Source organism: Pseudomonas sp. 14P5.3.2 (genome assembly GCF_057799175.1).
On the sequence record NZ_JBYOKU010000005.1, the window covers coordinates 65,705 to 88,160 of the forward strand.

Here is a 22,456-nt window from a genome sequence, read left to right on the forward strand (position 1 = left end):
TTGCTACAAAGCACTGTCTTTTTGAGGGCATGGCTAGGCTGGCCAGGGCTCAGATGAGGGACTACGACCAATCCATCAATGCTGCCAACCAAGTGGGCTGTCAGAAAGCATGGAGCTAGCTTCGTTTTTGACCATCACCTGCGCGCCCGCAGCTTGGTGAGGTCGCTTAGCATCGTGGCCACAGTGGCGGGAATGCCTTGGGTTCCTTATAGTTCAGTACCTCTCGGTCCATCCGAGGCATTGACGGGTAACTCTGTACTCGCGCTGGGGAGCGCAATGGCACGTGCGTGATGCACAATGGCTAGCTGGTGCTGGCTAAAACCCCCTAGCAAGTGGTGGGGGCTTGGCTCAAAGCCTGATCTACAGGTGCTCCAAATAAGGGCGAGACCAAGGAAGGTATATTAAATAAGTATAGGGCTGGGGCACAATTGAATACCATTTCGCCATACACAATTCGCTGTTTTAACCCTCTCCTGAAGGGCAAGAAAGTTGAAGACTCTTATTCGCCTCTCGGTTCAATTGGTCAGTTCGATATGTACGATATTTTCAAGGCGTACATTAAAGCAAAAGGTACTGGCTATCACGTAATTCAAACTACTCAGCAAATATATGCGTTCGCTAGTTTCAAGTTTGATGATGCGAAGAGGGTGATTCGAGGTGTTGTAAGGGCTGGAAGTTACGGGTCTAGGACCGATATAGTTAATATCAAGACCGGTAAAATTGACTTTAAGCGTTTAGAGGAAAATGCTGAAGTCATAAATCATTATGTTAGATTTTTTGTTCCGGTCGATCTTAACGAAGGTGTAGTTCTGTTGCATAACCAAAAAAATGTCGGGGTCAAGACGTTAGTCTATGATCTTCTACGGGAAGAGTTTACGCGAGTAACTGGTAGGGTGCTGCAAATGAATCCCCTCTCTTATGAAAAAGCTTTTGAAGAGTGGAAGAAGGCAACCACCAAAGAGATCAAGTTGGTTCGCTTTAGCGGCATGAATACCATCGAAGATCAAATTAAAAAAATGGGTCATGACGAAGCTGAACACGTTTATATTATTAAGGCGTCACGAAGCAATAATCTCGGAACACTTGTTGATTATTTGACACCGGGCACTGAGCAGAATGCCACCGTGGAAATTCTTTCACCGCTCTGTGCCGAGGTGAAGACCGTGGTTGAGATGAATGGTAGGAAACGAACCTTTCGACTCGGGAGCAGTCAAAATAGTCAAGTCTGTGAGGTTGATGTCGATGAAAGTGAAGTTACAGTTACTGCCGGCAATCCAGATATGAAAGAATTTGATGCATGGTGTAAGAAAATTATGAATGAGTTTCTTTCGACTATGTATCCTGGAATGGGTATAAAAATATGAGCAGCAAAGTAAATATTAAGGATATTGTGTATGGCCACCTTGGCACCTTGTCAAAGGTCGATGGTGGTTGGTCGTGGTTCGATTTTTTAACATTTTGTTTTGTTCCTGTTGCTTTTAGCACTTCTAGCGCTATTATTGGGTTTTCTTTAAATAAAGATGTTTCCTCACTTTTGGTTAACTTTGGAGCAATTTTTACCGCGCTTTTACTTTCTGTTCTGGTTTTAGTTTATGATCAAGAGAGTAAGCTTGATGATAAATACCAACGTGACATTGAGTTGAAACGCCCTGTTGATGCGTTTTATAATGCAAAGAAGAGGCTTCTTGATGAGCTGTATTATAATATAAGTTTTTGCATTCTTTCTTCTTTAGTTCTTATTGCAACCTGTTTTGCTTTTTCGATGGCAGATAGTTTTGCTGATCCTAAGGCAACCTCAACATCTGTATCAGTAATTTTGTCTAAGCTGGTCTTCACACCAATAAGTGTTTTTATCACGTTGAACCTGTTGCTAACGATCGTCATGATTGTCAAGCGTCTTCATTCTTTGCTTCGGCCGAAGTGACAGGTAAAGTAAAGAAGGCTCCGTGAGGGGCCTTTTTTTTGCATCCACTTTCACTCTCGATCTAGTACTGCTTCCGAGATTTAAAAGTTTCGCATGCTTAAAAATTGCTACAAAGCAAGGCGGCTTCTTGGTTGTATCCAGCACGGACGGGGGGGGCGTCGAGGGCTATGCCCAATCCATCATCGGAGCCAGCCAGCGTCCGCTTTCGGCCATTAACTGCCGGTTGCTCCATGTACACGACACGGGCGGGCGCTACTTGAAGCCGTCCGAGTGAGTGGCGGAGCTTTGTGTTGATGACAAGCACCGGTTCTAAGCGTTGAGCCACAAAGCCGGACCTACTGCTTTACCAAGTGACGCTGCAACCGCACCCAGGGCTACAGACGGCATGGAGTGACCTCGCTATTTAGTTTGCTAGACATACCATCTCCGGTGAGTTGAAGAATAAAAATGCGAAATTTCTCTTATTCTGCGACGACTGTCCATAGGATGATTAAGTGTATAAAATCGCCCCATGCAAAACTCTACTTTCAATCCAGATTGAAATTTGGAAAATGTTTTAATGGCAATCATAAAGGAATAGCGATGTCGTCAATAGAGCAAAAAGTAATTAGTGAAGCAACGAAACCGGGAATGGAGCTAATAAGCGCAGCGTTATCTCCGACTGTTGAGAGGGTCAGGAAGTGGGCTGCAGAAAAGGATCTGAAAGGAAAACTTAACGCCGACGCGCTCGCTTCTACAATGGAGCGCTACCTAATAAAGCTCTCAGAGCGTGTGGGAGAGATAACTTCCATTACGTTTCCTCAGCTAAAGTTGGATATATTCGAAGCGTACGAACCTCTTTACATGGTGCAAAACACCCACTTCGACACAGGTGACAACTTAATTACCGCAGACGAGCTTGTGTCTTCCCCGACGAGGCCCACTATCATCGTTGATGGCGCAGGAATGGGGAAGAGTACATTTTCAAAATTTATCGTTGCAAAACTGTTATTCAAATCAGGCCGAATTCCAATACTTTTCGATCTTAGAAAAGTAGATCCGCAGCTAAACTTCACAGATAACATGGTGACAGAGCTTGATTTTCCTGACGAAAAATTTGATCGAAAGTTGTTCTATAGGCTTCTGAGATTAGGAAAGTTTTTCGTTATACTCGACGGTTTTGACGAGGTCTCGATTGCTCACCAGCATTTGCTGGCAAATCAACTTCACGAGATGTCAGCGAAAGGCGGGGATAATGCGATTATTGTTACCACGCGCCCGCAAGAAATAATCCCAGATTTGATCAATGCAACCTCTTTGAAGTTTGCTCCTTTCAGCGAAAAGCAAGCATTATCCTTACTAAAAAGATACGACAAGATATCGGGGCTAGATATCGGTGAAAAACTCAGTCGAGATGTGTCTAGAATTCCTTCTAAATTTATCGAAAGTCCACTCTTGGTATCGTTGCTGTATAGGACTTACGGAGTAAACAACTCAATTGCAGATAAGATATCGACATTTTACGATGAGATATACCATGCCCTGTACAAAGGACACGATTTAATTAATAAAAACGGATACGCGCGGGAGAAAAAATCAGGTCTTGGATTTGAGGATTTCAGAAAGCTGCTTCGAGCCCTGTGTCATTATATGATGCTTAGAACGAAGACCTCATTTGAAAGCCTTAGCGAGGCTGACAGCTTCATCAATGACGCGGCCAAGATCAGTTTGGCGACACCAAATTCTACATCAAACTTCTTAGATGATCTCTTTGTCGCCGTCCCTCTTATGCAACGAGATGGTACAGAATATAAATTCTTCCACAAAACGCTGTTAGAGTATTTTGCTGCAGAATACATAATATTCAACGAGTCCAGTCTGCGCTTACTTAAAAAAATATTTGAAAGTCCATTAGCGGCGTCTTTTGCTAAAGTTTTCGAGTTTTTAAATGATATGAATCCGTTGCTTTTTGAGTCTGTTATCACTCAAAAATTTGCACTCGAGGCGAAAGCTCTGACTGTCAGTAAAAACGAGCAAGTCAATGCCATTAGCACCTGCCAATTTGTCAATAAATTTAAAATTGGGCTTTGGGCTGTCGAAGGGAACGCAGAGCCATTTGAAGAGGACGATGGCACCCCAGGCCTTATCTTTTCATCTCATACAAATGAACACAGCGGAGAATATTCTGAGTGCTGGAGAGAGGGGACGCTTAATGGTACTCCATTTTTTCTTGTTGTAGCATATGAAGACAAACATGAAAATCTACACAAATTGGCTTGGGAAGCTATAACTTCAGAATACACCACCAACCTCAACTCTCACAAGATGCAATATATTTTTGACGGATTGGAAAAAATAATACCAGTAGGCAAGTGGGTCCGCCCCAATGCCAAAGTTATTAAAGATCTACACTCAGAAAATATCGCTATCAAAGATATATTCTTAGCAATCCTTGAAGATCCCTTTAAGGCAGCAGGGGTTCGTGTATTGGACTTTGAAAAAATTGATGCTCTTCTTGCGAAAATCAAATCTAGATCCAATCTGGATATTGATATGAAAGACTTTCTCTAATCAAAGATTTATCAATCTAAAGTCTTTAGAATTCCGTATTGGAGGCGGCAATTAAGCATTAACTCGCTACCCTGTGGGAACCGGACCCACCGGCGGTGGGTTGCGAAGCAGCCTAGGCTCAAGATATCCGCTACGGGTCTAAAGCCGCCACTCATGATGGGCTGTTTGTGGCCGAAAGCAGCCTTCGATTACGGTCAAGCCATCATTCAAAAATGAAAAAAGCCCCGCATCGTTTTTAGCGATGCGGGGCTTTTTCGGTGTATGTGGGATAGTGATCCCGTACCAATTTCTGTACCAATAGCTGCGTATTAGCATGAAAATCAGGGTTTTCCTGGGTGCTAATTCCCTGATTTCATTGACCCTGAGAACTTACTTAACCCCCCTAAACATGGCGGTGTAATTCTGTTCCAGGGACATGAAACTACCTGTGGGGATTTTCGCAAAGGGCAAGGGTACGGTGGCGGACACGACCCTGCAAGTTCGGTGTAACGCGATTATTCGTCGCGGCCTTCCATCATGGTGCGTTTGAGCATCACGTAAACCGCACCGGCACCGCCATGTTTCGCCTGGCACGAGGTGAAACCGAGCACTTGCGGATGCTGGCGCAGCCAGGTGTTGACGTGGCTTTTGATCATTGGCCGCTTGCCGTCCAGACGCACGGCCTTGCCGTGGGTGACGCGCACGCAGCGGATTTCGAATTTGGTCGCTTCGGCGAGAAACGCCCAGAGGGTCTCGCGGGCTTTTTCGACGTTCATGCCGTGCAGGTCGAGGCTGCCTTCGAACGGGATCTGGCCGATCTTGAGCTTGCGCATCTGGCTTTCCTGCACCCCGTCGCGGGCCCACATCAACTCGTCTTCGGGGCCGACGTCGATCACGAACTGATCGGACAGGCCATCCACGGTGGTGGTGTCGGTGCGCACGGTGGCGGACTGGCGCAGCTTGGCGATCCGGGCGCGGTCAGCCTTGGGTTTGCCGGTGTCGGCGCGGTCGTGCTTGATCGGCTTGACGCCTTGGATCGCACTTTTGAACAGGGAAAAATCGTCGTCTTGCATGTCAGCCTCCGCGAAGGGCGGCCAGTTTACCCAAGTCGAAACAAAACGGCCCGGCAAAAAGCCAGGCCATCACCTCAGTCGTGTTTTTTCATCAGGTGCGGGGACATGTTCAGTTCCCGCGATTGCCGGGCGCGACGCCGGCATCGACGCCACAGCGCCACGCCGAAGTACAGGAACAACAAACCGACCGCCAGAATGATCGCCGAACCCGTCGGCGTGGCATTCAAGTCGCCGAGCGCCGGCGGGCGCCCCAGCAGGCTGGCGGCTCCGGCCATCGCCAGCAACACACCGAACGTCGCCAGAATGGCGGCGATCGCTGCGCCGAATCGAAAACGCCAGTTGCTTTGGCCTTTGGGCCGCAAGCGGCGTGCGTCAAATCCATCGGATAACTTCATTCCGACCTTCCTCAATGGGTATCGGCCCTTCGACCGGGAGTTGACCGGGTTGTTCCTGAGGCTAAGGCAATTGAAGCAAATGCGAGGCTTTTGCGGATGAGCGGCGCGGTGAGCCGCTCATCAGAGCAGATCAGATCAGATCTTGAGTCAGGGCGAGGGTGGCGAAGTTGTCGGCCATGATCGCCATTTCCGCTTCCTGCACCCGTTCGGCGCTGATCACACTGCCCTTGAATGGCAGGTCACGGGTGGCGCAGGCGTCTTCGACCAGGGTGCAACGGAAGCCCAGGTTCTTCGCTGCGCGCACGGTGGTGCTGACGCTGGAATGGCTCATGAAGCCGCAGACGATCAGGTCCAGCGAGCCGAGGTTTTGCAGGCGATCGAGCAGTTCGGTGCCATGGAACGCGCTCGGCAGCAGTTTGCCGATAATGGTTTCATCGCCCTGTGGCTCAAGGCCGGGGATGAACTCGCCACGTTCGCCTTGCGGGTCGAACAGGCCACCGACGGTGCCGAGATGACGCACGTGCACGATCGGCCGACCGGCTGCACGGGCCGCGGCGACCAGTTGTTTGATGTTCGCGACGGCCGCGTCCATGCCGCTCAGGGCCAGCGGGCCACTGAGGTACTCTTTCTGGGCATCGATGATGACCACGGTGGCATGGCTCAGGGTGGCCGCTGCGTAACCGCGGCCGCTGAGTTGAAACATCGTTTTTGGAACGGACATTCGGGGCTCCTTGGGGTGGGGCTTTTGCGGCATTGTCCTCTGGCTGAGCGGTTCTGTGAACCGCTACCATCGTAGGCGCCGTCGTTACTGGCCTGCAGCCTTGTCAAGTTACACGTTCTGTTCAATAGCTGATGCAAAAATCAGAAAAGTCCTACTGTCGCTCCGCTGATTTTCCTGCGTCGTCGGCGGGCGTTTTGGCTGGTAGAATCGTCAGTCGTTTTTTCTGGAGTTCTGCCCCGTGATCACTTCCCGACTTCGTACCCTGCGCGACCACATCCGTTGGGCCGTCAGCCGCTTCCATGGGGAGGATCTGTTTTTCGGTCATGGCACCGACAACGCCTGGGATGAAGCCCGGCAACTGGTGCTGGGTGCCCTGCACCTGCCGTGGGAAATTGCCGACAGCTACCTCGATTGTGCGCTGGAAGACGACGAACTGGTCAACCTGCAACGCCTGCTCAAGCGCCGCATTGAAGAGCGCATCCCGACGGCGTACCTGCTGGGCGAGGCGTGGTTCTGCGGCATGTCGTTCATCGTCGATGAGCGCGTGCTGATCCCGCGTTCACCGATCGGCGAACTGATCGAAAACCGCTTTGCACCGTGGATCGGCGACGAGCCTGCGCGGATTCTCGACCTGTGCACCGGCTCCGGTTGCATCGGCATCGCCTGCGCCTACGAATTCCAGAACGCCGAAGTGGTGCTGGCGGATCTGTCGTTCGAAGCACTGGAAGTGGCCAATCAGAACATCGAGCGTCATGGCGTCGATGAGCGCGTTTATACCGTGCAGGGCGATGGTTTCGATGGTTTGCCGGGGCAGCGTTTTGACCTGATCGTGTCGAACCCGCCGTACGTTGACGCGGAAGATTTCGCCGACATGCCGGATGAATACCAGCACGAACCGGAGCTGGGCCTGGCCTGCGGTGATGACGGTCTGAACCTGGTACGGCGGATGCTCGCCGAAGCGGCAGATCACCTGACCGAGAAGGGTTTGTTGATCGTTGAAGTGGGCAACAGCCAGGTGCACGTCGAGGCGCTGTACCCGGAAGTCGACTTCGCCTGGCTCGAATTCGAGCGCGGCGGGCATGGCGTGTTCATGCTGACGGCGGAGCAGTGCCGCGAGCATCAGGCGCTGTTCGCTTCTCGCGTTTGACCTGACTGACTTCTGTGGCGAGGGAGCTTGCTCCCGCTGGTCTGCGAAGCAGACCCAAAATATGCAATGACGGTGCACCAGACATACCGCATGCGCATGTTTTACGACTGCTTCGCAGCCGAGCGGGAGCAAGCTCCCTCGCCACAGGTCATCGCTGATTTCAGCGGTGCGTAGCAATCCAGATCAGCAACCCCGCCTGAAACACCGCAAACGCCACCAGACAGGTAATGGTGAAGCGCAACCCGGCGTCTTCACGCTTGAACTTGCTGACTTTGTCTTCCTGCTTCTTCAGCTTCACTTCCTGCTCGGCCAGGTTCTGCTCGGCCTGTTGCAGCATCTGCGCCGCTTCAAGAATCTCGACGATCTGCAGCTTTTCGCTGTTCCAGTCGCCCAGCAAGTCACCGACTTGCACCTCTTTGACGCTGCCCTTCAGATGCTGGGCATCGGCGTACACCACATCAAAACCATGCACGCGCAAGAAGTGATCGCGACGCAGGCGGGTGTCTTCGTTCAGCGCGTCCTTGTTGTTCAAGTCCATGCCGTCGACGGTGTAGGCGGGCCAGCGTTTTTTCGCCCAGTTGATGCCTTGCGCGGCCATGAAACGACCGATGCCACGGTTCAGCGGTTCGATCTGCAAGCCGCTGTCCGGGCCGAAATGCACACGTTTGCTGGTGTGATTGACCCACACGTCGAGCTGGTTCTGCTCCTTGCGCACGCGTTGGCCGGGCAGTTTGATCGCCATGCGCATCAGGCTGTGTTCTTTGCTGTTGCGCTCGGCATAGCCGAATTCGACAAAGCGCAGCGGCCGGCCACCGGTGTTGCGGTCGGTCTGCAGCGGGGCCAGGCGGAGCATCTTGTGGTGCTCGACGCTGACGTCCGCCCATGGCAGCTCGACCGCTGGCGGTGCGTCTTTTTCAGCGGTGGTGTCGGGTGAAGTCGGGGTATCAGTCATAACGGCGAGATCCTGTCCAAGCCCTGCTTGTCGCCAGCCGGTACGCTGGCGACAAAGGCTTATCGGCCGTTTTTTCCAGGACTGGAGGGCAAAAAGCCCTTAACGGGTGCGAAGTCCGTCAATAAATTCGATGAGTTTGCCGCCCAGCTCTGCTGCCAGTGGCAAATTCGGGTCCTTGTACGAGGCCAATTGCCGCTTCACGTCGGCGGGAACGATGCGCATGACATGGTTCATCCCTTCGATCACCACCAGTTGGGCCTCGGGTCTGGCGGCTTTCAGCGCTTGCGCATCGCCCACGCCGACCTGCATATCGTGGGTGCCCTGAATGATCAGCGCCGGCATTTTCAGTTGCGCGAAGGCCTTGGCCGGATCCTGGCGAAACAGGGAAATCAGGTAAGGCTGCACACTCGGACGGAAAATCGCTTGAAGCGGCGCCGGCACGTTGTCGTCGGTGTGGCCGGCCTTGAGGCTGTCGAGAATTTCATTGCTGCGTAGCATCAACGGCGGTGGCAGGCTGCGGGCCAGTTGCTCGCGGATCACCTGATCCACCGGGCGGGCGCTGCCGGACAGCGAAATCAGCGCGGCGGCGTCGGCACACGGGGCGGCGAGGGTGGCAATCAGTGCGCCTTCGCTGTGCCCGAGCAGAATCAACGGGCCGAAACGCGGATCGCTTTTCAACTTCTGGCTCCAGGCCACCGCATCGTTGACGTAGGCTTCCACCGACAGATTGCGCTCGTCGGGCGTGGCCGCCAGGCTTGCGGCCACCCCGCGCTTGTCGTAGCGCACGCTGGCGATGTTGTGTTTGGCCAGCACCCAGGCCAGCCGCTTGAGGCTGTCATTGCGCCCGCCATCGGGATTGTTGCCGTCACGATCCGTCGGACCGGAACCCGCAAGGATCAGGACAACCGGCACCGGGTTGTCGGATTTTGGCAGCAGCAGCGAGCCGAAAAGTTCTCCGTTGCCGGTCTCCAGAGAGATCGGTCTTTGCAGGACAGTCGCGTGGGCAAAACCGGTAAACAGGGTAAGACTCAAGATCAGAACTCGCAGCATCATCACGCCATCATTCGCCAAGGTGCGGGTTGGACTCACCAACACCACTAAGGTTCGAGGATGAACTAGTCGGTTAGCCTGCGTATACTGGCGCGCATCACGAATTCGGGTTTGATTTCACGGAGCGTCCTGTATGTCCGGCAATACCTACGGCAAGTTGTTCACTGTCACCACCGCTGGCGAAAGCCATGGTCCGGCGTTGGTCGCCATTGTCGACGGCTGCCCGCCGGGCCTGGAGATCTCCCTTGAAGACCTGCAGCGCGACCTCGATCGCCGCAAGCCGGGCACCAGCCGCCACACCACCCAGCGCCAGGAAGCCGACGAAGTCGAAATCCTTTCCGGCGTGTTCGAGGGGCGCACCACCGGTTGCTCGATTGGTCTGCTGATCCGCAACACCGACCAGAAGTCCAAGGACTACTCGGCGATCAAGGATCTGTTCCGCCCGGCACACGCCGACTACACCTACCACCACAAATACGGTGAGCGCGATTACCGCGGCGGCGGTCGCAGCTCGGCGCGGGAAACCGCGATGCGTGTGGCGGCCGGGGCGATTGCGAAGAAATTCCTCGCCACCCAGGGCATCGTCATCCGTGGCTACATGAGCCAGCTCGGCCCGATCGAAATCCCGTTCAAGACCTGGGATTCGGTGGAAGAGAACGCCTTCTTCAGCCCGGATCCGGACAAGGTTCCGGAGCTGGAAGCCTACATGGACCAGTTGCGCCGTGATCAGGACTCGGTCGGGGCGAAGATCACGGTAGTCGCCGAAGGCGTGATGCCGGGTCTCGGCGAGCCGATCTTCGACCGCCTCGACGCTGAACTGGCCCATGCGCTGATGAGCATCAACGCGGTCAAAGGCGTGGAAATCGGCGCCGGTTTCGCCTGCGTCGCCCAGCGCGGCACCGAGCATCGCGATGAACTGACCCCGGAAGGTTTCCTCAGCAACAATGCTGGCGGCATCCTCGGCGGCATCTCGTCCGGTCAGCCGATCGTCGCGCATCTGGCGTTGAAACCGACGTCGAGCATCACCACTCCGGGCCGTTCGATCGACATCCACGGCAATCCGGTCGACGTGATCACCAAGGGCCGTCACGACCCGTGTGTCGGCATCCGCGCCACGCCGATCGCCGAAGCGATGATGGCCATCGTGCTGATGGACCACTTGCTGCGTCATCGTGGGCAGAACGCCGACGTGCGCGTCAGCACCCCGGTACTGGGTCAGCTTTGATGGTTGATCGCCAAGCCGTCGCGGTCTGAGCGTGGCGGCGCTCCCGTACTGGCGGCTGTCCAGTTTCTATCTGTTCTATTTCGCCTTGCTTGGTTCGACAGCGCCGTTTCTGGCGCTGTACTTCGATCACCTCGGCTTCAGCCCTGCGCGGATCGGCGAACTGGTGGCGATTCCGATGCTGATGCGCTGCGTGGCGCCGAACATCTGGGGCTGGCTCGGCGACTACACCGGCAAGCGCCTGGCCATCGTGCGCTTCGGCGCGGTGTGCACGTTGCTGACGTTCTCGCTGATTTTCGTCAGCAAAACCTACGCCTGGCTGGCGATGGTCATGGCCCTGCACGCGTTTTTCTGGCACGCGGTGCTGCCGCAGTTCGAAGTCATCACCCTCGCGCACTTGCAGGGGCAGACCTCGCGCTACAGCCAGATTCGCCTGTGGGGCTCGATCGGTTTCATAATCACCGTGGTCGCGCTGGGCCGTTTGTTCGAATGGCTGAGCCTCGACATCTACCCGGCGGCGCTGGTGCTGATCATGGCCGGCATCGTCCTCAGCAGCTTGTGGGTGCCGAATGCGCAACCACCGCAAGGTAACCGGCCGAGCGGGGAAGGGTTCCTTAAGCAGCTGCGCAGCCCCGGTGTGCTGGCGTTTTACGCCTGCGTCGCGCTGATGCAGATGAGCCACGGCCCGTATTACACCTTTCTGACCTTGCACCTTGAACGCCTCGGTTACAGCCGTGGCGTGATCGGCATGCTCTGGGCCGTGGGCGTGGTCGCCGAAGTGCTGATGTTCATGGCGATGAGCCGGATTCTCGCGCGGTTTTCATTGCGCCGCGTGCTGATGGCGAGTTTTCTGCTGGCGGCGTTGCGCTGGTTACTGCTAGGTTCGTTCGCCGAATTCCTCTGGGTGCTGTTGTTCGCCCAGGTGTTGCACGCGGCGACCTTCGGCAGCTTTCATGCCGCTGCCATCGCGTTCGTGCAACGTAGCTTCGGTGCGCGTCAGCAAGGTCAGGGCCAGGCGCTGTACGCGGCGCTGGCCGGCACCGGTGGCGCGTTGGGTGCGTTGTATTCCGGTTACAGCTGGAATGCCCTCGGCGCGACATTGACCTTTAGTATTGCCAGTCTCGCGGCGCTCGCTGCTGCCGTTATCATTGCCACACGTATGCAAGAGGACAGGCCATGAGCCTTACGCGTGAACAGCTCGCCCAGCAGATCGTCGACGCCGGGCGTTTTCTTTATGGTCGCGGCTGGTCGCCGGCCACCAGCAGCAATTACTCGACGCGTCTGTCGCCGAGCGAAGCGCTGCTGACCGTGTCCGGCAAGCACAAGGGCCAGTTGGGCCTGGACGACGTGCTCGCCACGGATTTGTCCGGCAACAGCCTGGAACCGGGCAAAAAGCCTTCCGCCGAAACCCTGCTGCACACCCAGCTGTATAGCTGGCGCGCGGAGATCGGCGCGGTGCTGCACACCCATTCGGTGAATGCCACGGTGCTGTCGCGCCTGACGCCGGAAGACTTCATCGAGTTCGAAGACTACGAGCTGCAAAAAGCCTTCAGCGGCATCTCCACCCACGAATCCCGGGTACGCGTACCGATTTTCGACAACGATCAGGACATTGCGCGCCTCGCCGCCAAGGTGCAGCCTTGGCTCGACGCCCATCCCGATTGCGTCGGTTACCTGATTCGCGGCCACGGCCTCTACACCTGGGGTGCGCAGATGAGCGATGCCCTGCGGCAGATCGAGGCCTTTGAATTCCTGTTTGAATGCGAGTTGAAAACCCGCAGCGTCATGAACCGCCAAGGCTGACTTCACCAGAAGCCGCCCATTCGCCTGATGAAATGCACTGCCCGACCGGTCTGCAAGAGCCGGACGGCAAGGCCGATACCGAGGAATTGCCCATGAGCAGCCTGTCCGTCTATCACGTTTCCAGCCCTGACATTCCGAACAAGGTGCTGACCCATTTCGAAGACATCGCCTCGACGCTCGCCGAGCAGGGCGTACGCTTCGACCGCTGGCAAGCCGCAGCGAAGATCCAGCCCGGCGCCAGTCAGGAAGAAGTGATCAGCGCCTATCAGGAGCAAATCGACAAACTGATGACCGAGCGCGGTTACATCACCGTCGATGTGATCAGCCTCAACAGCGACCACCCGCAAAAAGCCGAATTGCGCGCCAAGTTCCTTGAAGAACACCGCCATGGCGAAGACGAGGTGCGCTTTTTCGTCGCCGGCCGTGGGCTGTTCACCCTGCACATCGACGATTACGTCTACGCGGTGCTATGCGAGAAGAACGACCTGATCTCGGTGCCGGCCGGTACCAAACACTGGTTCGACATGGGCGAACACCCGCACTTCGTGGCGATTCGCCTGTTCAACAACCCCGAAGGCTGGGTCGCCAACTTCACCGGCGAAGACATCGCCGGGCGCTTCCCGCGTCTGGAGGACTGAGCCGATGTCGATCAAAGTCATCCTCACCGACATCGAAGGCACCACCAGCGCGGTGAGTTTCGTCTTCGACGTGCTGTTCCCGTACGCCGCCAAACATCTGCCGGACTTCGTGCGGCAGAACGCCGAGCGCGCCGATGTCGCCGAACAGATCGCCGCCGTGCGCCGCGACAGCAACGAGCCGCAGGCCGACGTTGAACGGGTGGTTGAAATTCTCCTGAGCTGGATCGCCGAAGACCGCAAGGCCACGCCGCTGAAAGCGCTGCAAGGCATGGTCTGGGAGCAGGGCTATCAGACCGGGCAGTTGAAAGGCCATGTTTACCCGGACGCCGTTGAAGCGCTCAAGCAATGGCACCAGGCCGGTTATCAACTGTTTGTGTATTCGTCGGGTTCGATCCAGGCGCAGAAGCTGATCTTCGGCTGCTCCGAAGCGGGGGATCTGACGCCGCTGTTCAGCGGTTACTTCGACACCACGTCGGGGCCCAAGCGTGAGCCGCAGTCTTACACCAACATTCAACAGGCGATTGGCGTCGAACCGCAGGACATTCTGTTCCTGTCGGACATCGTTGAGGAGCTGGATGCCGCGCAGGCAGCCGGTTTGCAGACCTGTGGCCTGGCCCGCGAGGGTGGCGAGCTGGAAGGGCATATCACTGTCGACAGCTTCACCGCGATCGAGCCGGAAGCCTTCTAAACATACAGTCCCCCTGTAGGAGCTGCCGAAGGCTGCGATCTTTTGACTTTGATTTAAGGGATCAAGATCAAAAGATCGCAGCGTTCCGCAGCTCCTACATAAAAAGCGCGCACAAAAAAACAGGCCGGGCAGTGAAAACTGCCCGGCCTTTTTTTATCTAAAAAGCTGTTTAAAGCTTCGAATCAGTTACAGCGAGTGATACGTCGGCAGTGCAAAGCGCTGCTGGCTTTGCAGCATCGCAATCTGCGGCAGTTCGCTGGCTTCTTCCGCCAGGTCACGACGAATCGCACTGATCGCCCACGACAGTTGGTCGGCGTTGTGCATTTGCTGATATGTCAGGGCGCGCTTGAACACTTTGCCTTCACTGCTGCGCAAGGTCAGCAAAATCCCGCCATCGGGACGTGGCGCAGTGGTGACGTTGAAGTTGGAGAACAGCGAGGTAAATTTTTCTTGGATCAGGCTCATGTCTTTCAGCTCCGTATGCACTTGAATGGCAAGCATGCAAAGGAGATTGCAGTGATTGTGCCAGCACCCTGAAAAAATAAAATCCTTATAAATCAATAGTTTAAAAATCGTGAAATCTGCAAGGGTCGTGCAATCTGCATGAATGGCCATCGTGCATCCTGCATTTTGCGGGATCGTCACGGATTAAACGGAACCAAACGGCAAAGGCGCAATCACCGCCGCCAGATGTGACAGGGCGGATACAAAACATTGCAAAAACCGCGTGTACAGGCCGAGAAGCGCTGACGTATTTTCGGACTCGACCTTGCCCACAACGCAGGTCATGCCCACAGCCCGAACAATAAAAAACGGCCAACCAGGCCGACCGGGGAGCTGCCATGAGTCACGCGCCGAGCGACACGATTACCTGGGGCATGATGCTCCGCAAACTGCCGACGATCGCCAAAGCCATCCCAAGGGTGGTCAAAGGCATGAAAGTCGCCAACGTCACGGATCCGACCCAACCGTGTGGCCTCGGCTGGACCTTCGAGCAGGCAACGCTGCGTAACCCCGAAGGCCTGGCGATCTTGCAGGACAACGTCTTGCTGACCTATGCGCAGGTCAATCAGTGGGCCAATCGCATCGCCCACTATCTGAGCGCGCAGGGGATCGGCAAGGGTGATGTGGTGGCGGTGTTCATCGAAAACCGCCCGGAACTGCTGGTGACCATTCTGGCGCTGGCCAAGGTCGGTGCGGTCAGTGCACTGCTCAATACTTCGCAGACCCGCGATACGCTGATCCACAGCATAAATCTGGTCGCGCCAGTGGCGGTTGTCCTTGGTGAGGAGCTGCAGCCGGCGTTTGCCGCGATCCGCGAGCAAGTGTCGATCCCGGCGCAACGCACCTGGTTTATCGCCGACCGTGACACTTACAGCCAGCCCGGTATTGCCCCCGAGGGCTACATCAACCTGATCAGCGCCAGCGCCGAAGCGCCCGCTGACAACCCGGCCAGCAGCGGCGAAGTGTTCTTCAACGACCCGTGCTTTTACATCTACACCTCCGGCACTACCGGCCTGCCCAAGGCCGGCGTGTTCAAGCACGGTCGCTGGATGCGCAGCTCGGCCAGCTTCGGCATGATTGCCCTGAACATGACCCCCGACGATGTCGTCTATTGCACCTTGCCGCTGTACCACGCCACCGGGCTCTGTGTGTGCTGGGGCTCGGCGATCAACGGTGCTTCGGGGTTCGCAATCCGCCGCAAGTTCAGCGCCAGCCAGTTCTGGCCTGATGTGCGTCGCTATAACGCGACCACCCTCGGGTATGTCGGCGAATTGTGCCGCTATCTGGTCGATCAACCGGCCAGCGCCGAGGACAGCCGTCACCGGGTGCGCAAGATGATCGGCAACGGTTTGCGCCCCGGCGCCTGGGCCGAGTTCAAGACCCGGTTTGCCGTCGAGCACATCTGTGAGCTGTACGCGGCGAGCGACGGCAATATCGGCTTCAGCAATATCCTCAACTTCGACAACACCATCGGTTTCTCGCTGATGGCCTGGGAGCTGGTGGCGTACGACCACGACAGCGGGCAGCCGCTGCGCAGCGCCGACGGGTTCATGCGCAAGGTCGGCAAAGGCGAGCAGGGCTTGCTGCTCGCGCGGATCGACGAAAAAGCTCCGCTGGATGGCTACACCGATCCGCAGAAAACCGCCAAGGTGGTGCTGCACGACGTGTTCAGCAAGGGCGACCGCTACTTCAATACCGGCGACCTGCTGCGCAATATCGGTTTTGGCCATGCGCAATTCGTCGATCGGCTCGGCGATACCTATCGCTGGAAGGGCGAGAACGTTTCGACCACCGAGGTGGAAAACCTGTTGTTGCAACATCCACACATTTCCGAGGCAGTCGCTTACGGCGTGGAAGTGCGCAACACCAACGGTCGCGCCGGGATGGCCGCAATCACGCCCGCCGAATCCCTCGCGACCCTGGATTTCTCCGAATTGCTGGCGTTCGCCCGTCAGCGCATGCCGGCCTATGCGGTGCCGCTGTTTCTGCGGGTGAAGGTGAAAATGGAAACCACCGGGACTTTCAAATACCAGAAAACCCGACTGAAAAACGAAGGCTTCGACCCCGGCCAGACGGGCGATGACCCGATCTACGCCTGGCTGCCCGGCACCCAGACGTACGTGCAGGTGACGGATCAGGTGTTGGCCGATATTCATCAGGGCAAGTACCGCTATTGAGATTGGCTATGGCACGTCTTGAGAAAAAGGGGGTGACAGCTATCGTCGCGCTCGGGAAACTGTCGGCTTGCGATCAACCGAAAGTGGAGTTACCCCATGTCTGACCAAAGCCGCCAGATGACCCCTGAAGAAGCTGCCGAATTCACCGAGCAGGTTTTCAACAAGGCACGCGACGGTGATGCGCTGATGCTCGATCGGCTGATCAGCGCCGGTTTGCCGGTGAACCTGAAAAACAGCAAGGGCGACACGCTGTTGATGCTCGCCAGCTACTACGGCCACGTCGACGCGGTGCAGGTGCTGCTCAAACACAAGGCCGACCCGGAGCTGCGTAACGGCAACGGCCAGAGCCCGATTGCCGGCGCGGCGTTCAAGGGCGATCTGGCCGTGGTCAAGGCACTGGTGGAAGCGGGCGCCGAGATCGAAGGTTCGTCCTTCGATGGCCGCACCGCGCTGATGATGGCGGCGATGTTCAATCGCGTGGTAATCGTCGATTACCTGATCAGCAAGGGAGCGGATCCGAAGGCCAAGGATGCCAACGGCATCACCGCGCTGGATGCGGCCCGCACCATGGGCGCGGTCGATACCACGGCGCAGCTGGAAAAACTGCTGGCCTGATAAGTCAAAAGATCGCAGCCTGCGGCAGCTCCTACAGGTCTCAGATTCGTTCGCCAAATGGACGCGGAACCTGTAGGAGCTGCCGCAGGCTGCGATCTTTTGCTTTGTGCGCTATTCTCCGCGCCCTCGAATTCAACCTTCCACAGGATCCGCCCTCATGAAAGCCGCACTCGTCGAACTCATCAGCAAAATCAGCTCCGGCTGCATGGGCGAGGACGAGATCCTGAATGTGGCCGACGAAGCCGCGCAGGCCTACGCCGATGCCGAAGCCTTTCTGGCGGCCAACCCGGACATCAACTACGACGACACCTTCCCGATCCCGCTGGGCGAGTGGGTCGTGGTCGGCAGTCTGCCGGAAACCGTGTTGTTCCAGGCCGACACCTACGTTGACCTGTTCGCGCAGATCGTTGCCTCGTTCGGCCCGGGCGTGGATTTCAACCTCAAGCCCAAACAACTGGCCAAGACCGAAGCGCTGACCGCGCTTAACCGCATCCAGGTGCAGATGAGCAGTCTGAACAAGGAAAACGGCGGTTACACGTTGATGAACTTCAGCCAGTTGCTCGACGACGAGCTGCAAGTGGTGCTGGTCTACGGCAACGACGTGCCGCGAGTGCTGGAACTGTGCGCTGAAGTCGGTATCGCTGCCGCGCCGTCGCTGGAAGCGTTGAAGGTCGCCGTTCACGTTTGAACGCAATAAAAGGGAACCCTGCGCGCGACCGTCTATCCTAAAAGTGCATGCCACTATTCTGGAGCGACACCATGGGTTCCACGTTCAACGGTCTGATTGGTCTGATCATTCTTGCCCTCGACATCTGGGCCATCATCAACGTGCTGAAAAGCGGCGCCGAGACCGGGATGAAAATCCTCTGGGTCCTGCTGATCATCCTCCTGCCGGTGCTGGGCCTGATCATCTGGGCAATTGCCGGGCCGCGGGGCAATGTGCGGATCTGACGCTTTCCCGAAAACACGCTGATCCCCTGTGGGAGCGGGCTTGCTCGCGAAGGCGATTGTTCAGTCGAAACACAGGTTGAATGACACTCCGCTTTCGCGAGCAAGCCCGCTCCCACATTGGTCTTGCGTTAGCTTCAGAGTGTGCCCTGTCGGAGGAAGGTTCGACCTGTCATCTTCAGCAACGTAGAATGCGCGCCTTTCCCGGGCAATCGTTTCCACGATTGACGCCCGCGCATTCATCGGAGCACTTGACCATGACCGTCACCAAGACCAGCGAGTACCTGGAAACCCTCTACGAAGGCTACGGCCAGCGTTTTCGCATGGAAAAACTGCTGCACGAAGTGCGCACCGAACACCAGCACCTGGTGATCTTCCAGAACCCGCGCATGGGTCGGGTAATGGCGCTGGACGGCGTGATCCAGACCACCGAAGCCGATGAATTCATCTACCACGAAATGCTCACCCACGTGCCGATCCTCGCCCATGGCACCGCCAAGCGCGTGCTGATCATCGGCGGTGGCGACGGTGGCATGCTGCGCGAAGTGACCAAACACGCGAGCGTCGAGCACATCACCATGGTCGAGATCGACGGCACCGTGGTCGACATGTGCAAGGAATTCCTGCCGAGCCACTCCAAGGGCGCCTACGACGACCCACGGCTGAACCTGGTGATCGACGACGGCATGCGTTTCGTCGCCACCACCACGGAAAAATTCGACGTGATCATTTCCGACTCCACCGACCCGATCGGCCCGGGCGAAGTGCTGTTCTCGGAGAACTTCTACCAGGCGTGCCACCGCTGCCTGAACGAAGGCGGGATCCTTGTGACTCAGAATGGCACACCGTTCATGCAGATCGATGAAGTCAAAACCACCGCCGGCCGCCTGCGCAGCCTGTTCCCGGACTGGCACTTCTATCAGGCGGCCGTGCCGACCTACATCGGCGGTTCGATGACTTTCGCCTGGGGCTCGACCAATCCGGCCTACCGCAAGCTGAGCCGTGAAACCCTGCAACAGCGCTTCATCGGCAGCGGCATCGTCACCCGCTACTACAACCCGGAAATCCACATCGGCGCGTTCGCGTTGCCACAGTACGTGCTGCAGGCGATCAACAAGCCAAGCAACGACTGACCAGGTCGATGGATTCCTTGTGGCGAGGGAGCTTGCTCCCGCTTGAGTGCGCAGCACTCACAAAGTCTGCGATCTCAAAATATTTTGGGGCCGCTTCGCAGCCCAGCGGGAGCAAGCTCCCTCGCCACACAATTTTTCCAGCCATGAAAATGATGTTTTTTTCATGTTCGTCTGCTGCAATCCTTTTGAACGATCAATCTCGCCAAAAGTCGAGATAGAAGTAAGCCCATTTGCGGGTTTGATCGAGGAGGCACCGATGCAAAAGTGGAAAGTCACTTTCGTGGACGATCATGGTGAAATTGTCGATGAGGTGTTCGAGCGCGCGGAATGCCCCAGCGACGACGAGGCTGCACGCCTGATCAAGGAACGGCTCCTGCCGGTGGCCGCCGAACTGGATATGAATGATCTGGAAGGGCGAACCCCGGATGCAGGTGCGAAAAATCTGAAAGCCCAGAACAGCATCGAAATCCGCAGCATCACTCCAATCTGAAATTCTTCCTGTCACTTGAAGTACCAGGCCTTGGCAGCGCCTCTGTCTTGGGGCTACTCTGCAAGCGAGATCAGCGAAACAATCGCTAAGGTCTGGTCTTGTCAGCTACATGCTTGTTTCCCGCCGGCAACCCTGTTGCCGATGCACTTCGGCCTGTAAGGCCCGGGGCGGGAATACGGAAAGTCTATCCATCTATGCGAGGGGGACGTTTCATGAGCACAGCCTATCAAGAAGACATCAGCAGCAACGTACTGCGCCGCATGAAAGAAGGCGGCTTCGACTTTTCCCGGTTCCATCCCATCGAGTTCTACGCCATTTTCCCGGACGAGGAGCGGGCGCGCAGGGCGGCAGGTAAATTCCGTGGTGAATCCATCAATGCCCAGGTCAGTGCGCGCGACGATGGCGCCTGGTCGCTGGAACTGAGCAAAGTGATGTACGCAACGTATGACGACATTGGCGATTTCGAGCAGGGATTTTCTGCCGTGGTCGAGCCGCTGGGCGGCATCATCGAGGGCTGGGGCGTGAAGCAGGAGGTGCGCAATCGCTATCGTCTTAACTGATTCAGCGCAACTATTGTCGAGCAACGGCTGACCTTCGGGTCGGCCGTTGTCGTTTCCGGCCCTGAGAATGCTCTGGCAAAACCCTGAAACAAGAATCCCGGGCAAAAAAAAGCCACCGGAGAGGGTGGCTAAAAGGGAAGACCGATAAGGAGAGGAAACCGGTCAGGGTTACGGCCTGCGGGGACTGCGCTGGCAGTCGGGATCAGTTGGGCTGAAGCCTTCAACAAGGAAGTTTCCAGCGGATGCGGCGATTATCCGTAGGCCGACCCAGGCAGTGAAATCAACTCTGGCTATGCTGGTGATAGGCGACAGCACTGCGTCGCAATGAGGCGGGGGCAATCAGCTTGGGGCATTTGTCGCACAGGAATGGTGCGGTGCTTGCGGCTTGATTATCCAAGCAATTGAAATCAAAGCGTTTATGCCGATGGCACGGGCCTTGCGAAGGCCTGTAGGTCCGGGTGACAAGGAGTACGGCATGATCCGCACCTATTTTGATGAAATGTACGATGTCGGCGGCCAGGTCCGCCCGCATTACCGCGAGTTCGCCCGCTGGCTGGCCGACACGCCTGACGAGTTGCTGGCACAACGGCGACGTGAGGCCGATCTGCTGTTCCACCGGGCCGGAATCACCTTCACGCTCTATGGGGACGAGCAGGGCACCGAGCGCCTGATTCCTTTCGACACCATTCCGCGCAGCATTCCCGCCAGCGAGTGGCGGATCGTCGAGCGTGGCTGCATCCAGCGGGTCAAGGCGTTGAACATGTTCCTCGCCGACCTTTATCACGAGCAGCGCATCATCAAGGCCGGGATCATCCCCGCCGAACAGGTGCTGGCCAACGAGCAGTACCAGTTGGCGATGCAGGGCCTGGATCTGCACCGCGACATCTATTCGCACATCTCCGGCGTCGATCTGGTGCGCGACGGCGACGGCACTTACTACGTGCTCGAAGACAACCTGCGCACGCCGAGCGGCGTCAGCTACATGCTCGAAGACCGCAAGATGATGATGCGCCTGTTCCCGGAGCTGTTCGCCGCCCAGCGCATTGCCCCCATCGACCACTACCCGAACCTGTTGCTCGACACGCTGAAGAGCTCCAGCCCGATCGACGACCCGAGCGTGGTGGTGCTGACGCCGGGGCGCTTTAACAGTGCGTTCTTCGAACATGCCTTTCTGGCGCGGGAAATGGGCGTTGAACTGGTGGAGGGCGCCGATCTGTTCGTGCGCGACGACAAGGTCTTCATGCGCACCACCGACGGGCCGAAAGCGGTGGACGTGATCTACCGCCGTCTCGATGACGCGTTCCTCGATCCGCTGGCGTTCAACCCCGATTCGATGCTCGGTGTACCGGGACTGTTGTCGTCCTATCGCTCGGGCAACGTGGTGCTGGCCAATGCCATCGGTACCGGGGTTGCGGATGACAAATCGGTGTACCCGTTTGTCACCGAGATGATCCGTTTCTACCTTGACGAAGAACCGATTCTGAAGAACGTGCCGACCTGGCAGTGCCGCAACCCCTCTGAACTTTCCCACGTACTGGCCAATCTTCCGGATCTGGTCGTCAAGGAAACTCAGGGCTCCGGCGGTTACGGGATGCTGGTGGGGCCGGCGTCGACGACGGCGGAAATCGATGCGTTCCGCGAGCGGATCAAAGCCAAGCCTCACGCATATATCGCGCAACCAACGCTGTCGCTGTCGACCTGTCCGACCTTTGTCGAAAACGGCATTGCGCCGCGCCATATCGACCTGCGTCCATTTGTGCTGTCGGGCCGCGAAACCCGGGTTGTGCCCGGTGGTTTGACCCGTGTCGCCCTGCGCGAAGGCTCCCTGGTAGTGAACTCCTCCCAGGGTGGCGGAACCAAGGACACCTGGGTGGTCGAGGATTGAAG

The 22,456-nt window shown here is 56.6% G+C and carries 23 protein-coding genes; 17 read left to right on the plus strand and 6 right to left on the minus strand.

The genetic code is table 11. The features are described from left to right. Positions 1 to 428: 428 nt before the first annotated feature. From AC27VU_RS05845 to AC27VU_RS05855, 3 genes are all read left to right on the plus strand, one after another. Positions 429 to 1,364: a hypothetical protein gene (locus tag AC27VU_RS05845; RefSeq protein WP_488723647.1), complete on the plus strand. Its 936-nt coding sequence runs from the start codon at positions 429 to 431 to the stop codon at positions 1,362 to 1,364. Continuing rightward, complete coding sequence (locus AC27VU_RS05850; RefSeq protein WP_488723648.1) at positions 1,361 to 1,924, plus strand: hypothetical protein; 564 nt, start codon at positions 1,361 to 1,363, stop codon at positions 1,922 to 1,924. The genes AC27VU_RS05845 and AC27VU_RS05850 overlap by 4 nt, the downstream gene beginning before the upstream one ends. A gap of 582 nt (positions 1,925 to 2,506) precedes the next feature. Then, positions 2,507 to 4,474, plus strand: coding sequence for an NACHT domain-containing protein (locus AC27VU_RS05855; RefSeq protein ID WP_488723649.1), 1,968 nt, complete (start codon positions 2,507 to 2,509; stop codon positions 4,472 to 4,474). Positions 4,475 to 4,968: 494 nt separating this feature from the next. On the opposite strand, the gene AC27VU_RS05860 is transcribed toward AC27VU_RS05855, so the two are convergent. From AC27VU_RS05860 to AC27VU_RS05870, 3 genes are all read right to left on the minus strand, one after another. Continuing rightward, positions 4,969 to 5,526: a Smr/MutS family protein gene (locus AC27VU_RS05860; protein ID WP_003223189.1), complete on the minus strand. Its 558-nt coding sequence runs from the start codon at positions 5,524 to 5,526 to the stop codon at positions 4,969 to 4,971. A 74-nt stretch (positions 5,527 to 5,600) separates the two neighbouring features. Continuing rightward, on the minus strand, positions 5,601 to 5,921 hold the full coding sequence (locus AC27VU_RS05865) for a hypothetical protein (protein ID WP_003223191.1): 321 nt from the start codon (positions 5,919 to 5,921) through the stop codon (positions 5,601 to 5,603). Positions 5,922 to 6,051: 130 nt separating this feature from the next. Continuing rightward, positions 6,052 to 6,642: a cysteine hydrolase family protein gene (locus tag AC27VU_RS05870; RefSeq protein ID WP_488723650.1), complete on the minus strand. Its 591-nt coding sequence runs from the start codon at positions 6,640 to 6,642 to the stop codon at positions 6,052 to 6,054. 238 nt (positions 6,643 to 6,880) lie between these two features. Here AC27VU_RS05870 and prmB point away from each other — a divergent pair, with 238 nt between their 5' ends. Then, a complete protein-coding gene (gene prmB, locus AC27VU_RS05875; protein ID WP_003223196.1) occupies positions 6,881 to 7,789 on the plus strand; it encodes a 50S ribosomal protein L3 N(5)-glutamine methyltransferase in 909 nt (302 codons plus the stop codon). Positions 7,790 to 7,949: 160 nt separating this feature from the next. Here prmB and AC27VU_RS05880 read toward each other — a convergent pair whose 3' ends face one another. Then, complete coding sequence (locus AC27VU_RS05880) at positions 7,950 to 8,741, minus strand: hypothetical protein (protein WP_003223198.1); 792 nt, start codon at positions 8,739 to 8,741, stop codon at positions 7,950 to 7,952. A gap of 99 nt (positions 8,742 to 8,840) precedes the next feature. Then, positions 8,841 to 9,794: an alpha/beta hydrolase gene (locus tag AC27VU_RS05885; RefSeq protein WP_488723651.1), complete on the minus strand. Its 954-nt coding sequence runs from the start codon at positions 9,792 to 9,794 to the stop codon at positions 8,841 to 8,843. Between the two features lie 130 nt (positions 9,795 to 9,924). Here AC27VU_RS05885 and aroC point away from each other — a divergent pair, with 130 nt between their 5' ends. The 5 genes from aroC to mtnC all read left to right on the plus strand — a co-directional run bounded on the left by aroC (position 9,925) and on the right by mtnC (position 14,142). Then, positions 9,925 to 11,016 carry a chorismate synthase gene (aroC, locus tag AC27VU_RS05890; protein WP_003223202.1) on the plus strand — a complete coding sequence of 364 codons (1,092 nt, stop codon included), beginning with the start codon at positions 9,925 to 9,927 and terminating at the stop codon, positions 11,014 to 11,016. 31 nt (positions 11,017 to 11,047) lie between these two features. Then, positions 11,048 to 12,193 (plus strand): MFS transporter, encoded by a 1,146-nt coding sequence (locus AC27VU_RS05895; protein ID WP_103486001.1) that lies wholly within the window; start codon positions 11,048 to 11,050, stop codon positions 12,191 to 12,193. Beyond that, the gene (locus tag AC27VU_RS05900; protein ID WP_095139982.1) at positions 12,190 to 12,816 is read left to right on the plus strand and encodes a methylthioribulose 1-phosphate dehydratase; all 627 of its coding nucleotides are present in this window, start codon (positions 12,190 to 12,192) and stop codon (positions 12,814 to 12,816) included. Before AC27VU_RS05895 ends, AC27VU_RS05900 begins: the two co-directional genes overlap by 4 nt. 92 nt (positions 12,817 to 12,908) lie before the next feature. Further along, positions 12,909 to 13,454 carry a 1,2-dihydroxy-3-keto-5-methylthiopentene dioxygenase gene (locus AC27VU_RS05905; protein WP_103486004.1) on the plus strand — a complete coding sequence of 182 codons (546 nt, stop codon included), beginning with the start codon at positions 12,909 to 12,911 and terminating at the stop codon, positions 13,452 to 13,454. Positions 13,455 to 13,458: 4 nt separating this feature from the next. Beyond that, complete coding sequence (gene mtnC, locus AC27VU_RS05910) at positions 13,459 to 14,142, plus strand: acireductone synthase (RefSeq protein WP_488723652.1); 684 nt, start codon at positions 13,459 to 13,461, stop codon at positions 14,140 to 14,142. 186 nt (positions 14,143 to 14,328) lie between these two features. Here the strand turns inward: mtnC and AC27VU_RS05915 are convergent, their stop codons facing one another. Further along, positions 14,329 to 14,607 carry a DUF3509 domain-containing protein gene (locus tag AC27VU_RS05915; protein WP_027613327.1) on the minus strand — a complete coding sequence of 93 codons (279 nt, stop codon included), beginning with the start codon at positions 14,605 to 14,607 and terminating at the stop codon, positions 14,329 to 14,331. 377 nt (positions 14,608 to 14,984) lie between these two features. Between AC27VU_RS05915 and AC27VU_RS05920 the strand changes: the two genes are divergently transcribed. From AC27VU_RS05920 to AC27VU_RS05955, 8 genes are all read left to right on the plus strand, one after another. Further along, positions 14,985 to 16,823 carry a long-chain-acyl-CoA synthetase gene (locus AC27VU_RS05920; protein WP_488723653.1) on the plus strand — a complete coding sequence of 613 codons (1,839 nt, stop codon included), beginning with the start codon at positions 14,985 to 14,987 and terminating at the stop codon, positions 16,821 to 16,823. A 96-nt stretch (positions 16,824 to 16,919) separates the two neighbouring features. Beyond that, positions 16,920 to 17,438, plus strand: a complete 519-nt coding sequence (locus tag AC27VU_RS05925; protein ID WP_488723654.1) for an ankyrin repeat domain-containing protein — start codon at positions 16,920 to 16,922, stop codon at positions 17,436 to 17,438. A gap of 157 nt (positions 17,439 to 17,595) precedes the next feature. After that, the gene (locus tag AC27VU_RS05930) at positions 17,596 to 18,126 is read left to right on the plus strand and encodes a hypothetical protein (protein WP_003223219.1); all 531 of its coding nucleotides are present in this window, start codon (positions 17,596 to 17,598) and stop codon (positions 18,124 to 18,126) included. A 71-nt stretch (positions 18,127 to 18,197) separates the two neighbouring features. Beyond that, positions 18,198 to 18,389, plus strand: a complete 192-nt coding sequence (locus AC27VU_RS05935; protein WP_003223221.1) for a PLDc N-terminal domain-containing protein — start codon at positions 18,198 to 18,200, stop codon at positions 18,387 to 18,389. Between the two features lie 254 nt (positions 18,390 to 18,643). After that, positions 18,644 to 19,519, plus strand: a complete 876-nt coding sequence (gene speE, locus AC27VU_RS05940; RefSeq protein ID WP_488723655.1) for a polyamine aminopropyltransferase — start codon at positions 18,644 to 18,646, stop codon at positions 19,517 to 19,519. A gap of 256 nt (positions 19,520 to 19,775) precedes the next feature. Beyond that, positions 19,776 to 20,009 carry a hypothetical protein gene (locus AC27VU_RS05945; RefSeq protein ID WP_003223224.1) on the plus strand — a complete coding sequence of 78 codons (234 nt, stop codon included), beginning with the start codon at positions 19,776 to 19,778 and terminating at the stop codon, positions 20,007 to 20,009. A gap of 212 nt (positions 20,010 to 20,221) precedes the next feature. Beyond that, positions 20,222 to 20,569 (plus strand): ribonuclease E inhibitor RraB, encoded by a 348-nt coding sequence (locus tag AC27VU_RS05950; RefSeq protein ID WP_003223226.1) that lies wholly within the window; start codon positions 20,222 to 20,224, stop codon positions 20,567 to 20,569. A gap of 475 nt (positions 20,570 to 21,044) precedes the next feature. Then, a complete protein-coding gene (locus AC27VU_RS05955; protein ID WP_003223227.1) occupies positions 21,045 to 22,454 on the plus strand; it encodes a circularly permuted type 2 ATP-grasp protein in 1,410 nt (469 codons plus the stop codon). Positions 22,455 to 22,456: the final 2 nt, after the last annotated feature.

Coding starts and splice junctions, on each gene's coding strand:
- AC27VU_RS05855 (WP_488723649.1), top strand. CDS start 2,507: ATGTCGTCAATAGAGCAAAAAGTAATTAGTGAAGCAACGAAACCGGGA.
- AC27VU_RS05935 (WP_003223221.1), top strand. CDS start 18,198: ATGGGTTCCACGTTCAACGGTCTGATTGGTCTGATCATTCTTGCCCTC.
- speE (WP_488723655.1), top strand. CDS start 18,644: ATGACCGTCACCAAGACCAGCGAGTACCTGGAAACCCTCTACGAAGGC.
- AC27VU_RS05865 (WP_003223191.1), bottom strand. CDS start 5,921: ATGAAGTTATCCGATGGATTTGACGCACGCCGCTTGCGGCCCAAAGGC.
- AC27VU_RS05950 (WP_003223226.1), top strand. CDS start 20,222: ATGAGCACAGCCTATCAAGAAGACATCAGCAGCAACGTACTGCGCCGC.
- AC27VU_RS05850 (WP_488723648.1), top strand. CDS start 1,361: ATGAGCAGCAAAGTAAATATTAAGGATATTGTGTATGGCCACCTTGGC.
- AC27VU_RS05945 (WP_003223224.1), top strand. CDS start 19,776: ATGCAAAAGTGGAAAGTCACTTTCGTGGACGATCATGGTGAAATTGTC.
- AC27VU_RS05905 (WP_103486004.1), top strand. CDS start 12,909: ATGAGCAGCCTGTCCGTCTATCACGTTTCCAGCCCTGACATTCCGAAC.
- AC27VU_RS05880 (WP_003223198.1), bottom strand. CDS start 8,741: ATGACTGATACCCCGACTTCACCCGACACCACCGCTGAAAAAGACGCA.
- AC27VU_RS05930 (WP_003223219.1), top strand. CDS start 17,596: ATGAAAGCCGCACTCGTCGAACTCATCAGCAAAATCAGCTCCGGCTGC.
- AC27VU_RS05900 (WP_095139982.1), top strand. CDS start 12,190: ATGAGCCTTACGCGTGAACAGCTCGCCCAGCAGATCGTCGACGCCGGG.
- aroC (WP_003223202.1), top strand. CDS start 9,925: ATGTCCGGCAATACCTACGGCAAGTTGTTCACTGTCACCACCGCTGGC.
- AC27VU_RS05870 (WP_488723650.1), bottom strand. CDS start 6,642: ATGTCCGTTCCAAAAACGATGTTTCAACTCAGCGGCCGCGGTTACGCA.
- AC27VU_RS05915 (WP_027613327.1), bottom strand. CDS start 14,607: ATGAGCCTGATCCAAGAAAAATTTACCTCGCTGTTCTCCAACTTCAAC.
- mtnC (WP_488723652.1), top strand. CDS start 13,459: ATGTCGATCAAAGTCATCCTCACCGACATCGAAGGCACCACCAGCGCG.
- AC27VU_RS05860 (WP_003223189.1), bottom strand. CDS start 5,526: ATGCAAGACGACGATTTTTCCCTGTTCAAAAGTGCGATCCAAGGCGTC.
- AC27VU_RS05920 (WP_488723653.1), top strand. CDS start 14,985: ATGAGTCACGCGCCGAGCGACACGATTACCTGGGGCATGATGCTCCGC.
- AC27VU_RS05925 (WP_488723654.1), top strand. CDS start 16,920: ATGTCTGACCAAAGCCGCCAGATGACCCCTGAAGAAGCTGCCGAATTC.
- AC27VU_RS05885 (WP_488723651.1), bottom strand. CDS start 9,794: ATGATGCTGCGAGTTCTGATCTTGAGTCTTACCCTGTTTACCGGTTTT.
- AC27VU_RS05955 (WP_003223227.1), top strand. CDS start 21,045: ATGATCCGCACCTATTTTGATGAAATGTACGATGTCGGCGGCCAGGTC.